The following is a 14,521-nucleotide window of genomic DNA, read 5'->3' as shown; positions in this document are numbered from 1 at the left end:
GCGATCGCCGGCGGGCCGTCCCCCCGGAGGCCCGCCGGCGACGATCGTGGGCCGTCAGCCCGTGGACGACTGCTCCGCGAGCGCGGCGGTGATGGTGCTCTCCTTGCCGTCGCGGGTGAAGGTGACGGTCACCTTGTCGCCCGGGCGGGCGCTGCGGATGGTGCCGACCAGCGTCTCCGCGCTGTCCACCAGCTTGTCGTTGATCCTGGTGATCAGGTCGCCCTCCTTGAGGCCGGCCTTCTCGGCCGGGCTTCCGGCCGTGAGCGACCTGACCACCGCGCCGGACGCGCCGCCGACCGCGTCGGCCACGCTCACGCCGAAGAACGCGTGGGTCGCCTTGCCCGTCTTGATGAGCTGGTCGGCGACGAGTTTCGCGGTGTTGATGGGGATCGCGAAGCCGACGCCGATGTTGCCGGAGCCGGAGCCGGCGGTGGCGATCGCGGTGTTGATGCCGACGACCTGCCCGGAGGCGTTGACCAGCGCGCCGCCGGAGTTGCCGGGGTTGATCGCGGCGTCGGTCTGGATCACGCCTCCGATCGTGACGGCCTGGCTCTGCTGCGGCTGCTGCTGCTCCATCCCCCAGGGGAACTGGGGCTGCTGCTCTTCGGGGCTCTCGGTCAGCGTGCGGTCGAGGGCGCTCACGATGCCGGAGGTGACCGATCCCGCCAGGCCGAGCGGGCTGCCGATGGCGAGGACCGCGTCGCCGACCTGGAGCTTGTCGCTGTCACCGAGCGAGGCGGGGGTCAGGCCGGACACGCCCTGCGCCTGGATGACCGCGAGGTCCGTGGTGGGGTCGGTGCCCTTGACGACGGCGCTGGCGGTCCTGCCGTCGCTGAACTTCACGGTGACCGTGCCGCCGCCCCCGCCGCCCATGCTCACCACGTGGTTGTTCGTCAGGATCAGACCGTCGGCCGACAGGATGACACCGGACCCCTCGCCGCCGGCCGTGGCGGACTTCACCTCGATCGACACCACCGACGGCATGATCGCCTTGGCCACCGCGGCGATCGTGGTGCCCGAGGAGTTGGACACCCCCCTGACCACCGGGCTCGCGATCACCGTCTGCCCGCCGTTCACGCTGTTCGCGACGAGGGCCCCGGTGACCCCGCCGCCCAGCGCCACGGCCACGAGGGCGAGGCCCGCGCCCGCCTTCTGGCGAGCGGTCAGCGTGCCCTTCCGCGCCGGAGGCGGCGGAAACTGCGCCGTGTCATAAGCACTGTTGCCATAGGCGCCGTACGACTGGTAGGCCCCCGTGTACTGCCCGTGCCTCGGCGGGGTGCTGCCGAACTGGCTCCAGCCGTGACCGGGGAGTACCTCGGTGTTCTCGTTGCCGGGAACGTGCTCAGGTGAGCTCATCGCCATCCCCCTCAATGGATTCGCCGGTGATCCCGGCTCTCCGCCGGTACAGGTAATACGATGGCGCATCGGCGATAAGGTCACGCTAAGCGATCAGCGGCGGGGTCCCCCGAGCGCCCTACGCGTACTTTATGTCAGGCCGTCCGTGGCCAGTACTCGTCCCTGAGTAGGCGCTTGTACAGCTTTCCCGTGGGGTGGCGGGGCAGCTCGTCGCGGAAGTCCACCGATTTCGGGCACTTGTAGTGGGCCAGGCGGTCCCGGCAGTAGGCGATCAGCTCGGCCTCCAGGGCGGGACCGGCGTCGGCCGGGTCGGCCGGCTGCACGACGGCCTTCACCTGCTCGCCCATCTCGGGGTCGGGCACCCCGAAGACGGCCACGTCGGCCACCTTGGGATGCATCGCCAGCACGTTCTCGGCCTCCTGCGGGTAGATGTTCACGCCGCCGGAAATGATCATGTAGGAGCGCCGGTCGGTGAGGTAGAGGAAGCCGTCCTCGTCCACGTAGCCGATGTCCCCCAGCGTGGTCCAGCCGCGGCCCTTGGGGTCCTGGACCGACGCGGTCTTGCCGGGGTCGCCGTGATACTCGAACGTCGGCCCGCCGGAGAAGTAGACCGTGCCGTGCTCGCCAGGCGGCAGCTCGTCGCCCTCCTCGTCGCACACGTGGGCCACCCCGAGCAGCGGCCTGCCCACCGTGCCCTTGTGGGCGAGCCAGTCCTCCGGCCCGGCGTACAGGAAGCAGTTGCCCTCCGTGCCCGCGTAGTACTCGTGCACGATCGGCCCCCACCACGCCATCATCCGCTCCTTGACCTCCACGGGGCAGGGCGCGGCGGCGTGGACGGCGCAGCGCAGCGACGACAGGTCGTACCGCCCGCGCACCTCCTCGGGCAGCTTGAGCATCTTGATGAACATCGTGGGGACCCACTGCGCGTGGGTGACCCGGTATCGCTCGACGAGCGCCAGCGCCTCCTCGGGATCGAACCGCTCCATCACCACCACGGTGGCGCCCAGGCGCTGGAAGGACATGCTGTAGCGCAGCGGAGCGGCGTGGTAGAGCGGCGCGGGCGACAGGTACACGCTGTCGGCCGACGGCGCGAACAGGAACTGGATGAGCTGCACGAGGGCGCCGGGGGTCTCCAGCGGCGCCCGGCCGAGCGGCGGCTTGACCCCCTTGGGACGTCCCGTGGTGCCCGAGGAGTAGAGCATGTCGGCGCCCTGGCACTCGTCGTCGACCGGCGTCGCGGGCTGCCCCGCCACGGCCTCCTCGTACGACGTGAACCCCGGGGCGACGCCGTCGACCATGAGCCGCAGCTCGACCCCGGGCGTGGCCTCGGTGACGGCGCCCGCCACGCCGGCGAGCTTGGCCGAGGAGATGAAGACGCGCGCCCCGCAGTTGTCCACGATGTACGCGAGCTCGTCGGGCTGCAGACGGGAGCTGATCGCCGTGTAGTACAGGCCCGAGCGGTGGGCCGCCCACGCGATCACCAGGAAGAGCGGATGGTTCTCCAGCATGAACGCGATGTGGTCGCCGGGCTTCAGGCCCGCGGCCCGCAGCAGATGGGCGAGCCGGTTGGACTCCTCGTCGAGCTCACGGAAGGTGACCACGCGGCCGGAGCCCGCCATGATCACCGCCGGCTTGTCCGGCGTCACCGCCGCGATCGCCCCAGGGTGCATGACCGAACGGTACTCGGTTTGCTTCCGATGTGGTAGAAGCGAATTCCGGATGCGCCCGTTCAGCTCTCCAGCGCCCGGTAGGGGTCGCGCAACGACCTGGCCCGCTCGGCGAACGCCGCCTTGATCTCCGTCATCTTCGGCCCCGGCGCGTAGAAACGGCCCTTCGTCTCGCCGTACGGCTGGAGCCACCCGGTGGAGGCGAGCTCGCGCAGGTCGCGGGCGGCCTGGCCCTGGCTCAGCCCCTCGTCGGCCTGGTACATGCCCCGGCGCAGCCGCCGGGAGACGAACACCTGATAGAGCGCGGAGACCGTGCGCGGGTGCAGGCCCTGCGCCTCGGTCCGCTCCTCCAGCAGCGTCCACACCTCGCCCGCCTCGGCGAGCCGGCGCCCCACCCGCTGCGCCTGCATGTGGTGGCAGCCCAGGACGAACCGCACCCACGAGAGGGTGTCCCCGTGCGGGCTCCACCGGCCGTTCTGCACCCTCCGAAGCGCTTGGTAGTACTCGAGAGTGGTCTCCCCGGTGCCGAGCCACTCCTCGATGGAGGAAAACTCCGGCGTGGTGATCTGGTCGCGGCCGAGCACGAGCGTATGCAGCGCCCGCGACATGCGCCCGTTCCCGTCGCGCCACGGGTGGATCGCCACCAGATTGAAGTGCGCCATGGCGGCGCGGACGTAGCTGGGCGCGTCGAGGTCGCCCTCGTTGAGCCATTCGACCAGTTCCGCCAGCAGGCCGGGGACCTGCTCGTGGTCCGGGCCCTCGTAGACCACCTCGCCCGTGGCGGAGTTGCGGACGTAGATCCCGCCGGGCCGCACCGTGCCCGGCGTCTTGTCCACGTGGTGGCCGATCATCATGAAGTTCAGCGCGTGCAGCAGGCCCGCGTCGTACCGGAAGACCCGGGCCCGCGACAATGTGCCGATGTAGGTGAGCGCCTGCCGGTAGCCGGCGATCTCGCGGGCCACGGCCGCCGACGTCTCCAGCGGATCCTCACCCGACATGATCGACTCGATGTCCTCGACGCTGGCGTGGTAGCCCTCGATCGAGTTCGACCCCTGGATCGCCCTGGCCTGCAACTGCCGTCGCAGCAGGCCGTCCCGGCGGTGGGCCTCGGCCAGCCGGTATTTCAGGTCCCGCCGCATCTCCTCGATCTCGCCGAGGACCTTCTCGTCCGCGGCCTCCAGGGCAGGCGTGCCGTACAACATGGGGTCATGACAGCACGAACGAATCATCCGCTCAAGCGACCGGATGATTCGTCCATATATGTGCGCTCAGGAGGCGCGTCAGGAGGCGGGGATGACCGAGCCCTTGAACGTGTCCTCGATGTACTTCTTCACGTCGGCGCCGGTCAGCAGCTCGATCAGCGTCTTCACCCGCGGGTCGCTCTCGCGTCCCTGGGCGACCACCAGGCCGTTGGCGTACGGGTTGCCCTCGGCCTTCTCCAGCACCAGCGCGTCCGAAGACGGGTTGAGGTTCGCCTCCAGCGCGTAGTTGCCGTTGATCACGGCGGCGTCCACGTCGTCGAGCGAGCGCGGCAGCTGCGCGGCCTCCAGAGGGCGGAAGGTCAGGTTCTTCGGGTTGCCGGTCACGTCGCGCTCGGTCGCGGCGGTGCCCACGCCGTCCTTCAGCGTGACCACGCCGTTGTCGGCGAGCAGCTTGAGCGCCCGGCCGAGGTTGGTGGCGTCGTTGGGCACGGCGACCGCGCCGTCCTGCGGCAGCGACGCGAGGTCCTTGACCTTCTTGGAGTACAGGCCGAGCGGCTCGAGGTGCACCGGGGCGACGAAGCTCAGCTTGGTGCCCTTGGAGGCGTTGAAGTCGTCCAGGTAGGGCTTGTGCTGGAAGTAGTTGGCGTCGAGCTGGCCGTCCTGGAGCTGTAGGTTGGGCTGCACGTAGTCGCTGAACTCGACGATCTCCAGCTTCAGGCCCTTCGCGGCGGCCAGGTTGTCGGCCACGTACTTGAGGATCTGCGCGTGCGGCACCGGGCTCACTCCCACCTTGAGCGGGGCCTGCGCCGCCGCCGTGCCGGAGGTGGAAGTGGCCGCGGTGTCCGGGGACGAGGACCCGCAGGCGGACAACACGAGCGCGGCCACGGCGGCGATGACGAGGCCGAGCGTTCTACGCATGAGACAGGACTCCTTCATGGGTTAACGGTGGGAGATACGACGGGCGACGGCGTCGCCCGCGGTCTGCGCGAGCTGCACCACGACGACCAGGACGACCACGGTGACGACCATGAGCGTGGTCTCGAACCGCTGGTAGCCGTAGCGGACGGCGAGGTCGCCGAGGCCGCCGCCGCCGATCACGCCGGCCATCGCGGAGTAGGAGATGAGCGTGACCACGGTGACGGTCAGCCCGGCGACCAGGCCGGGCAGCGCCTCGGGCAGCAGGACGCGTGTCACGATCGTCACCCGGCCCGCCCCCATCGCCTCGGCCGCCTGCACGACGTCGCGGCCCACCTCGCGCAGCGCGGTCTCGACCAGCCGGGCGAAGAAGGGCACCGCGCCGATCGTGAGAGGGACCACCGCGGCGGCGGTTCCGATCGTGGTGCCGGTGAGCACGCGGGTCACCGGGATGACCGCGATCATGAGGACGATGAAGGGCAATGACCGCCCGACGTTGACGACCAGCCCGAGCACGCGCCGCACGACGGGCGCCGGGAACAGCCCGGCCCGGTCCGTCCCGGCGAGGCAGACACCGAGCGGGAGCCCGAACAGCACGGTGAACAGCGTGGACCAGCCCACCATCACCGCGGTCTGCCCGGTCGCCTCCCACAGCAGGGGGCTCATCTCCGACCAGGTCATCGGTCCTCCTCCGGCAGCAGGCCGCGCTCGCGCAGGTGGGTGAGGGCGTCCGCCGCCCCGGCCCCGGTGATCCGCAGCCGCAGCCGGCCCGCCGGGGCCCCCGCGACCTGCTCGACCGCGCCGCCCACCACGGCGACGTCCACGTCGTACGCCCGCGTAAGACGCGACAGCAGGGTCTGGTCCGCGGCCACGGCGACCGTCACGGTGCCGGGCTCGGCGGGCGGCAGCGGGAACAGCTCGGCGACCAGGCGTGATCCGGGCGTGGCGAGCAGGTCGGGGATGCGGCCCGCCTCGGCGATCCGCCCATCGCTCATGATCGCCGCCGAGTCGCAGACGGCCTTGATGACGTCCATCTCGTGGGTGATGAGCAGGATGGTCAGCCCCAGCTCCCGGTTGAGCCGCCGGAGCAGCGCCAGGATCGACTGGGTCGTGGCGGGGTCGAGCGCGGAGGTGGCCTCGTCCGACAGCAGCACCGACGGCTCGGCGGCCAGGGCCCGCGCGATGCCGACCCGCTGCTTCTGGCCGCCGGACAGCTGCGCGGGGTAGGCCCCGGCGCGGTCGGCCAGGCCCACGAGGTCGAGCATCTCCGCGACGCGCCGGGCCCGGGCGGCCCGGCCGACGCCCATGACCTCCAGCGGGAAGGCCACGTTGCCCGCCACCGTGCGCGACGACAGCAGCGCGAAGTGCTGGTGGATCATGCCGATGCGCTGCCGGGCGCGGCGCAGGTCGGCCGCGCCGAGGGCGGTCAGCTCGCGCCCGTCGACGGTCACCGTGCCCTCGTCGGGGCGTTCGAGCAGGTTGACGCAGCGCAGCAGCGTGCTCTTGCCTGCGCCGCTGCGTCCGAGCACGCCGAAGACCTCGCCCTTGCCGACGTGGAGGTCGACGCCGTCAAGCGCGACGACCTCGCCGTAGGCCTTGCGCAGGCCGGTAACCGTGATCACTTGCTGTCCTTCGAAGACGTGATCCGGCGCAGGATCAGATCGGGCAGCGGGGAGAGCGTCATCGTCGAGTGCCTTCGTGGGAGGGGTGTGGGAGGACGGGCCTTCAGGCCCCGGGACACCCTCGCTTTGGCGGGTTGACCAGGTTCGATACGCTCACGAACGGCTGCAACGGGGGAAAGCTATCCCTTATTCCCTACCGGTAATGTGTCCTCAATCACAGAGGCCCGCGCCTCCGGGACGGAGACGCGGGCCGGGTGCGAGAAAGGTCAGGCGACCGCCTGCCGGGCGACCGTCGCCGGGGTGAGGGCCAGGTCGAGGACCTCGCGGACGTCGCTCACCGCGTGGACGGTGAGGTCGGCCAGCACCTCGGCCGGCACGTCGTCCAGGTCGGGCTCGTTGCGGGCCGGGATGAGCACGGTCGTGATCCCCGCCCGGTGGGCGGCGAGCAGCTTCTGCTTCACCCCGCCGATCGGCAGCACCCGCCCGGTGAGGGAGACCTCCCCGGTCATCGCCACGTCGGCGCGGACCGGCCGGCCCGACAGCAGCGAGGCCAGGGCCGTGGTCATCGTGACACCGGCCGACGGGCCGTCCTTGGGCACCGCCCCCGCGGGGACGTGGATGTGCACCGACCTGTCCTTGAGCGAGCCGACCGGAAGCTCCAGCTCCGCGCCCCGCGACCGGAGGAAGGACAGCGCGATCTGCGCCGACTCCTTCATCACGTCGCCCAGCTGGCCGGTCAGGGTCACGCCGGTCGCGCCGGTCTCCGGGTCGGCCAGCGACGCCTCGACGTAGAGGACGTCACCCCCCGCGCCGGTCACCGCGAGGCCGGTCGCCACGCCCGGCACCGCCGTACGCTGGCGCGCCTCCGGCAGGGACGACTCGGGCACGTGACGCGGCCGGCCCAGGTAGGAGACGAGATCGTCGGCCGACACCGTCACCGGGAGCCCGGCCTCGCCGAGGGCGACGTTCGCCGTCACCTTGCGCAGGATGCGGGCGATCGAGCGCTCCAGGGAGCGGACGCCGGCCTCGCGGGTGTACTCGCCCGCCAGGCGGCGCAGCGCCGCCTCCTCCACCGTCACCTCGTCGGCGGTGAGACCGGCCTTCTCCAGGTTGCGCGGGAGCAGGTGGTCGCGGGCGATGGCGACCTTCTCGTCCTCGGTGTAGCCGTCGAGCGTGACGATCTCCATGCGGTCCAGCAGCGGCCCGGGCACCTGCTCGAGCACGTTGGCCGTGGCGAGGAACAGCACGTCGCTCAGGTCGAGCTCGACCTCCAGGTAGTGGTCGCGGAACGTGTGGTTCTGCGCCGGGTCGAGCACCTCGAGCAGCGCCGCCGTCGGGTCGCCCCGGTAGTCGGCGCCGACCTTGTCGATCTCGTCGAGCAGCACGACCGGGTTCATCGAGCCCGCCTCGCGGATCGCCCGGACGACGCGGCCGGGCAGCGCGCCCACGTACGTGCGCCGGTGGCCGCGGATCTCCGCCTCGTCGCGGACGCCGCCGAGGGCGACCCGGACGAACTTGCGGCCCATGGCGCGGGCGACCGACTCGCCGAGCGAGGTCTTGCCGACTCCGGGAGGCCCGGCCAGCGCGAGGACCGCGCCGCTGCGGCGGCCGCCGACCACGCCGAGGCCCTGGTCGGCCCTGCGCTTGCGGACCGCGAGGTACTCCACGATGCGGTCCTTCACGTCGTCCAGGCCGGTGTGGTCGGCGTCGAGCACCGCGCGGGCACCGGCGATGTCGTAGGAGTCGGTCGTGTGGACGTTCCACGGCATGTCGAGCACGGTGTCGAGCCAGGTGCGGATCCAGCCGCTCTCGGGCGACTGGTCCGAGGCCCGCTCCAGCTTGCCGACCTCCTTGAGCGCGGCCTCCCTGACCTTCTCCGGCAGGTCGGCGGCCTCGATGCGGGCGCGGTAGTCCTCCTCCTCGTCCGTGGGGTCGCCGTTGAGCTCGGAGAGCTCCTTGCGGACGGCCGCGAGCTGCTGGCGGAGCAGGAACTCGCGCTGCTGCTTCTCCATGCCCTCCTGGACGTCCTTGCGGATGGTCTCGGCGACGTCCATCTCCGCGAGGTGGTCACGGGCCCAGCCGACCAGCTTGTCGAGACGCTCGGCCGGGTCGTCGATCTCCAGCAGCAGCAGCTTCTGCTGGATGGTCAGCCAGGGCGCGTACCCCGAGCTGTCGGCGAGGTCCGCGGGGTCCTTGATCTGGTTGACGGCGTCGACGACCTGCCACGCGCCCCGCTTCTGCAGGATCGTGGTGGTCAGGGCCTTGTACTCCTTGGCGAGCTCCTCGGCCCTGGGCCCGGCCGCGACCGGCTCCAGCACGGTCGCCTCGACCCACAGGGCTGCGCCGGGGCCGGTGGTGCCGGTGCCGACGCGCATGCGGTCGACGCCACGGACGACGGCCGCGGGCTCCCCGCCCGGCAGCCTGCCGACCTGTTCCACGACCGCGCTCACCCCCACGGGTCCGTAGCGGCCGTCTATGCGGGGCACCAGCAGGACCGTGCTCTCGCCGTTCGCGCGCGCCGCGTCGATGGCCGCGCGAACCTCGGAGTCCGACAGATCGAGGGGCACGACCATGCCGGGCAGGACGACCTCGTCGTCGAGCGGGAGGACGGGAAGGATCTGGGACATCAGCACTCCAGTAGGTTGAGTTATGTCGGCTCAACTAACAGGAGTCCGATCCTGTTCCCTGTTCTGCGCCAGTTCGCTGTGAGCGATCGTAATTGTGTAATCGCCGCTGATGGCGGGGCGAGTTCAGGCACCCGACGCAGACGGTTCACACGCACATGAGCAGCGTGTCCGGGTGGGCGGAGACGATCCCGCCATGAGGGTCACACGCATGTCCACCCTGGTGGCGGCCGCGCTCGCCGTACCGCCCGCCATGGCGGCCTCACCGGTCTCCGCACGGACCTGTCCCTCGTTCCTGGCCGTGGCCGCGCCGTACGCGGCCGTGCGGGGGCACGTCACGAACCTCGGCCGCGAGCGCGGCACCGACCGGTTCGGCGCGGCACTGGCCGCCGGCGACCTCGACGGTGACGGCGACGGCCGGGGCGAGATCGCCGTGGGCGCCCCCGGCGACGGCGGCCTGCGGTACGGCTCGGGCGTGGTGACGATCCTCGACCCGCTCCGGCGGCACGCCGGGATGTACACGCAGGAGAGCCCGGATGTGAAGGGCGCCGGCGAGAAGTGGGACGCCTTCGGCGCCGCGCCCGCCGCCGGGGACTTCGACGCCGACGGGCGCGACGACCTCACGATCGGCGTGCCCGGGGAGGACGCCGACCAGGTCATCGCCGGCACCCGGAAGGGCGGGCTGACCCGCCGTCACGACACGCTGCTCAAGGGGCTCAAGGGCTCCGGCTTCGGCGCGTCGGTCATGGTCACGGGCGACCGGCTCCCGGTCGGCGCGCCGGGAGCGGGCGAGCTGACCCTGGTCGCGGGCAGGGTGCGCAAGGGGTCGTACCCCGGGGTCGTCCCCGGCGCCGCCCGCACCGTCGTCAGGGGCGGCCGGAGCGACCTGTTCGGCTACACGCTTGGCTGAGACCGGAAGGCCGGCCCTCCGGAGAAGAGCGCATCGTCCGATATTTGTATCAAGCAGTTGCCACAAGCGGCCGGACCGAGGCATGATTTGTATCACGCGGTTGATACAAAGGAGTCGGTGTGGGCCCGGTGATCCCCCTTACCTTCGCGGCGCTGCTGGTGCTGGTCGCCGGACTTCTCGCTGTACTGATATCGCTGAGTCGCGTGGTCTCGGTGCCGGCCGGCGGCGACCTGTCCGTGCTGCGCGTGACCACGACACGGCTCCTCCGGGCGCGGCTTGCCGGGCTGCTGGCGGGCCTCGCGGCCTCCTGGTCCGTGTCGAGCTGGGACGGCCTCGGCCGGGGGCCGATGCTGGCCGCCCCCGTCCTGGGCATCGGCCTGCTTCTGGGCACGTTGGCGGGAGAGCTCTCCGCGCCGCGCCCTCACGGGCCGATCCGAGGTGCGTCACTGGAGATCAGAAGGGCGCGTGACTACCTGCCCGGATTCTCGACCCGGCTGGCCGGCGCTCTCACGCTGGTGACCGTCCTGCTGCTGTCCGTCACATCCGTCACCGCGAGCGCCGACGACCTGGGGCGTGCAGGGCGGGCGCTGGCTATGACCAGCCCCGACGGCACGGTGCGCAGCGCGACCACTCCGTGGCCCGGCTGGTTCTACGCGTGGCCCATGCTGGCCGTGCTCGCGGCCGCGTTCCTGCTCTCCGCGTTGGTGATGCACCGCGTCGTGCAGCGTGGACGTCCGGGCCTCGACGCGGCGGCGCGAGCCGTGGACGACGTGCAGCGCGCCCATACCGCTCGCGTGGTCACCGCGGCCTACGGCCTCTGCGTGGCCCTGCCGCTGGCCGGTGTGGCGGTCGTCGCCGCGGAAGCTCTCTTCCGGCAGCGCGATTTCGCGGGCTGGAGCGCGCCCGCGGCGTTCGGCCTCCTGGGGATCGCGGTCTTCGCCGCGGGCTCGGCCACCTGGTACCTGGCCGAGCTGCTCTCGCGGCCGACGATCAGGGCATCATGATCGAGGTCGACGTCACCAGCCCCTCACCGCCGTACGAGCAGATCCGGGCACAGCTCGCAGAGCTGATCAGGTGCGGAGTGCTGGCCGTCGGCAGCCGGCTCCCTCCGGTTCGCCAGCTCGCCGCCGACCTCGGCCTGGCGGCGGGCACGGTGGCGCGAGCGTACAAGGAGCTGGAGCAGGCCGGATATGTGAGCGGTAAGCGCGGTGGCGGCACCCGAGTCCTGCCGCAATCCGACCCTCGGACGGCGCGCGCGGAGCTGATCAGGGGCCACGCCCGCGCCTACCTCGCCGAGGTGGCCCGCCTTGGTGGATCCGCCGAGGAAGCGATCGCCGCCCTGTCCGATGCGGCCGCGGCCATCCACCCGGCCGAGCACGCCACCGGCGGGCCCGGCCGGGCTACGGCTGAAGCGCCGCGTGCCCGGACGGGATCGTGAACTCCGCCGAGACCCTGGCGGGGGCGCCCCGGCGGCTGATGTACTCGAGCGTGCGGAACCGCACCCGCATCTCGGAACTCGGGGGCCTGCGAGCTGGAGGCGGGCCCCGGGCTCCCAGTGGGTGGTGCGTCCGGCGGCGGACACGTGCCCGCCGGTCCTGAAGCGGTAGAAGTACTCCCGGCCCGGTTCCAGCCCTTCCACCTCGACGTGCACGCTGTGCGCCGCCTCGGGGCGGGCGTCCGCCGTTCCCGCCTTCACGACGGTGGCGAAGCGTTCGTCGGCGGCCAGTTGCCAGCTCACCTCGACCGGGCGCGACGGCATGCCGCCGAGCCCCCGCAGGAGAGCACGCGAGGGCGCGCGGACGGGCAGCGCGGAGCCGGTGAGGGCCAGGCCACCGGCTCCGGCCGCGAGAGCGGACAGGAACACTCGCCGGGACACGGATGACGCGTTCGTCTGCACGTGACCAGTGCAATCGCCCTGGTCGACGCCGAGGCCCCAGGCCGGTGACCCCGCCGGGAACCGCCGATGAACAGCATTGACGAACAGCTCAGCCCAGCAGCGGCTTCAGGTCCTCGCGCAGGGCGGCGGCGTCGCGGAAGTGGACGGCGGCGAGCCCGGCCCGCTCGGCCGCCGCGACGTTCTCCAGCCGGTCGTCCACGAAGACGAGGTCTCCGGGGGCGACCCCGAGCCAGGCCACGGTCTCGTGGAAGATCTCCGGCTCCGGCTTCACCAGGCCCATCCTGCCGCTGTAGAAACGCGGGCCGATCGGCCGCATGAACGGCAGCCCGTCGATCCCCTCGGCGACGCAGACCGGCATGTTGGACAGCAGCGCCATGGGCACGCCGACCCCGGCCAGCTCGTCGACGATCGCCACGGTCTCCTCGTTGGGCCGCGACCAGCTCGCCACGTCGAGGGCGACGACCGCGTCCAGGTCGGCACCGGCCATCGGCCTGCCGTACACGTGGGACCAGTACGCGGCCGGGTCGAGCGAACCCCGGTCGAAGTCGAGCCGCACCTCCCAGTAGCGGTCCTCGAACCCCGGATCACCTCCCGCCATGCGCGCGACGTCCTCGGGGGCCTGGGGAAGCGACACGACGTTGCCGTAGTCGAAAAGCACAGTCTTCATGGTCGTACGATCATAACCGGTGTTCGGAAGTCAGGCCACGTAGGTCTTGAGGTACTCGTTGGCGCTTCCGCAGCGCAGGTAGTTGCGCACGGTGTGGAAGTCGAGCCAGTCGATGTCGCAGGAGACGTCCCGGTCGACGCCGTCGAAGCACGACGCCAGCACGGCCGGGATGGCGGCGATGTCGTCCTTGTCGGCGATGTTGACCCAGCGGCGCACCCCCGGCGGACGCGCCCCCCTGCCCCGCACCGGGACCGGCGCGAGCCGCTCGAAGACCACGTCGCGCATGCCGAGCGGGCTGCCCAGCGTCACGAGCAGGTCGACCGAGAGATCGGGATGCGCCCACAGCGCCTCGTACGCCACGACGCTGCCGAGAGAATGGGCGACGACCACCCGGGGACGGCGCCTGCGCACGACGCCGGCCACCGCGTCGCGGGCCCGCACGCGCGGGTCGCCGCCGCCCAGGTAGGCGGCCACCTCCGGGCAGAAGTCCTGCGCGAAACGCACCGCCTGCGGGCCCATTCTCGTCAGCAGCCACTCGGCCAGCCGGTGGGCGATACCCGTGAGAGACTCCCCCGCCAGGTCCCGGAAGGGCCCGCCGAGCTGGGCCGCCCAGTCGGCGAGCACCAGCTTGGCCGGCGCCTCCATCTGCCGGGGCGGCTTCGGCGGCCCGCTGTGCAGATGATGGGCGTAGTAGGCGATCTCGGCGAAGTACTCTCCGGTGCCGTCCTCGCGCCCCGTGAGGCCCTGGTGCAGATAGGCGTTCCACTTGGCCCGCATGGCCTCGGCGGCGCCGCCCGCCGACCGGCCCGCCTCCTCGTAGTAGTGGTACTTGCCGATGCCGTGGACGCCCACGATCGAGGTCATGCTCCCGCCATCCCTTCGCCGGAATACCGTGGGTCACTGTGCACGACCCGATGGACCGCGACAAGCGCAGGCGATGTTCACGGTGATAAATGGCGAGCGGTGGTGATATTCACGGAGATAGGTTGGTCATCCCGATCGAGGAAGGAACGTCATGACAGGCCCCTTGCACGTGCGCGGCTCGGTCGTCGTGCCCGAGGCTGAGCTCGCCTGGCGTTTCTCCCGGTCCTCGGGCCCCGGCGGCCAGGGCGTCAACACCACCGACAGCCGGGTCGAGCTGAGCTTCGACCTCGCGCGCACGACCGCCCTCGGTCCGGCGTTGAAGGCCCGTGCGGCCGAACGGCTCGCCGCCCGCCTCGTGGACGGCGTGATCACGGTTACGGCCTCGGAACATCGCTCGCAGCTGCGCAACCGTGAGGCGGCGCGGGAACGGCTCGCCGCCCTGCTCCGCGACGCGGTCGCGCCGCCGCCGAAGCGGCGCCGCCCGACCAAGCCGTCCAAGGGCGCGGTCGAGCGCCGCCTGGCGGCCAAGAAGCACCGGTCCGACCTCAAGCGCCTGCGCCGCACCGAGGGCTGAGCCCGGCCCTGGAGTACCGCTCCTGGCGGCGAAAACGGCCATATCAAACGGCGTCATCAATGAAGCGACAATCGGTGGGATAAGAGCTCGCCGAGGTTCGTTTGCCGCTCCGGCCGCCGAGGAAATTCGGCGTACATCGATCCGTCCACGGATTGCAGAGCGGACATTCTCGCCACCAGGAAGAACTCGGGCAGTCTGGCGAGAATTGATTAAAGGGGTGCAA

Annotated in this window: 13 protein-coding genes and 1 pseudogene; 4 read left to right on the top strand and 10 right to left on the bottom strand. The window is 71.5% G+C overall.

Features of this window, described 5'->3' with window-relative positions:
• Positions 1-54 precede the first annotated feature (54 nt).
• The 7 genes from HHX30_RS14025 to lon all read right to left on the bottom strand — a co-directional run bounded on the left by HHX30_RS14025 (position 55) and on the right by lon (position 9,389).
• Positions 55-1,356 carry a S1C family serine protease gene (locus HHX30_RS14025; RefSeq protein WP_169982356.1) on the bottom strand — a complete coding sequence of 434 codons (1,302 nt, stop codon included), beginning with the start codon at positions 1,354-1,356 and terminating at the stop codon, positions 55-57.
• A 134-nt stretch (positions 1,357-1,490) separates the two neighbouring features.
• Positions 1,491-3,026, bottom strand: coding sequence for an acyl-CoA synthetase (locus HHX30_RS14020; RefSeq protein ID WP_169982355.1), 1,536 nt, complete (start codon positions 3,024-3,026; stop codon positions 1,491-1,493).
• 59 nt (positions 3,027-3,085) lie between these two features.
• Complete coding sequence (locus HHX30_RS14015; RefSeq protein WP_169982354.1) at positions 3,086-4,225, bottom strand: Fic family protein; 1,140 nt, start codon at positions 4,223-4,225, stop codon at positions 3,086-3,088.
• A gap of 78 nt (positions 4,226-4,303) precedes the next feature.
• Positions 4,304-5,143, bottom strand: coding sequence for a MetQ/NlpA family ABC transporter substrate-binding protein (locus HHX30_RS14010; RefSeq protein ID WP_169982353.1), 840 nt, complete (start codon positions 5,141-5,143; stop codon positions 4,304-4,306).
• Positions 5,144-5,164: 21 nt separating this feature from the next.
• Positions 5,165-5,821 carry a methionine ABC transporter permease gene (locus HHX30_RS14005; RefSeq protein WP_169982352.1) on the bottom strand — a complete coding sequence of 219 codons (657 nt, stop codon included), beginning with the start codon at positions 5,819-5,821 and terminating at the stop codon, positions 5,165-5,167.
• A complete protein-coding gene (locus tag HHX30_RS14000; RefSeq protein WP_169982351.1) occupies positions 5,818-6,762 on the bottom strand; it encodes a methionine ABC transporter ATP-binding protein in 945 nt (314 codons plus the stop codon). The genes HHX30_RS14005 and HHX30_RS14000 overlap by 4 nt, the downstream gene beginning before the upstream one ends.
• Before the next feature lie 266 nt (positions 6,763-7,028).
• Complete coding sequence (lon, locus tag HHX30_RS13995) at positions 7,029-9,389, bottom strand: endopeptidase La (protein ID WP_169982350.1); 2,361 nt, start codon at positions 9,387-9,389, stop codon at positions 7,029-7,031.
• Positions 9,390-9,582: 193 nt separating this feature from the next.
• Between lon and HHX30_RS13990 the strand changes: the two genes are divergently transcribed.
• From HHX30_RS13990 to HHX30_RS13980, 3 genes are all read left to right on the top strand, one after another.
• Positions 9,583-10,296: an FG-GAP repeat protein gene (locus HHX30_RS13990; protein ID WP_169982349.1), complete on the top strand. Its 714-nt coding sequence runs from the start codon at positions 9,583-9,585 to the stop codon at positions 10,294-10,296.
• Positions 10,297-10,424: 128 nt separating this feature from the next.
• A complete protein-coding gene (locus tag HHX30_RS13985) occupies positions 10,425-11,300 on the top strand; it encodes a hypothetical protein (RefSeq protein WP_169982348.1) in 876 nt (291 codons plus the stop codon).
• Complete coding sequence (locus tag HHX30_RS13980) at positions 11,297-11,734, top strand: GntR family transcriptional regulator (RefSeq protein WP_169982347.1); 438 nt, start codon at positions 11,297-11,299, stop codon at positions 11,732-11,734. Before HHX30_RS13985 ends, HHX30_RS13980 begins: the two co-directional genes overlap by 4 nt.
• Positions 11,735-11,866: 132 nt before the next feature.
• On the opposite strand, the pseudogene HHX30_RS13975 reads toward HHX30_RS13980, so the two are convergent.
• The 3 genes and pseudogenes from HHX30_RS13975 to HHX30_RS13965 all read right to left on the bottom strand — a co-directional run.
• Positions 11,867-12,055: pseudogene (locus HHX30_RS13975) on the bottom strand (PhoD-like phosphatase N-terminal domain-containing protein); the annotation flags it as partial.
• Between the two features lie 226 nt (positions 12,056-12,281).
• Complete coding sequence (locus tag HHX30_RS13970) at positions 12,282-12,860, bottom strand: HAD-IA family hydrolase (protein ID WP_169982346.1); 579 nt, start codon at positions 12,858-12,860, stop codon at positions 12,282-12,284.
• A 30-nt stretch (positions 12,861-12,890) separates the two neighbouring features.
• Complete coding sequence (locus tag HHX30_RS13965) at positions 12,891-13,724, bottom strand: hypothetical protein (protein ID WP_169982345.1); 834 nt, start codon at positions 13,722-13,724, stop codon at positions 12,891-12,893.
• Positions 13,725-13,875: 151 nt separating this feature from the next.
• Here HHX30_RS13965 and arfB point away from each other — a divergent pair, with 151 nt between their 5' ends.
• Complete coding sequence (arfB, locus tag HHX30_RS13960; RefSeq protein WP_169982344.1) at positions 13,876-14,298, top strand: alternative ribosome rescue aminoacyl-tRNA hydrolase ArfB; 423 nt, start codon at positions 13,876-13,878, stop codon at positions 14,296-14,298.
• Positions 14,299-14,521 lie beyond the last annotated feature (223 nt).

The sequence above is a fragment of the Microbispora sp. H10836 genome, assembly GCF_012999525.1.
Classification (GTDB): domain Bacteria; phylum Actinomycetota; class Actinomycetes; order Streptosporangiales; family Streptosporangiaceae; genus Microbispora.
The sequence above is the reverse complement of the archived record's forward strand: the minus strand, read 5'-3'. Positions and strand labels throughout refer to the sequence as shown.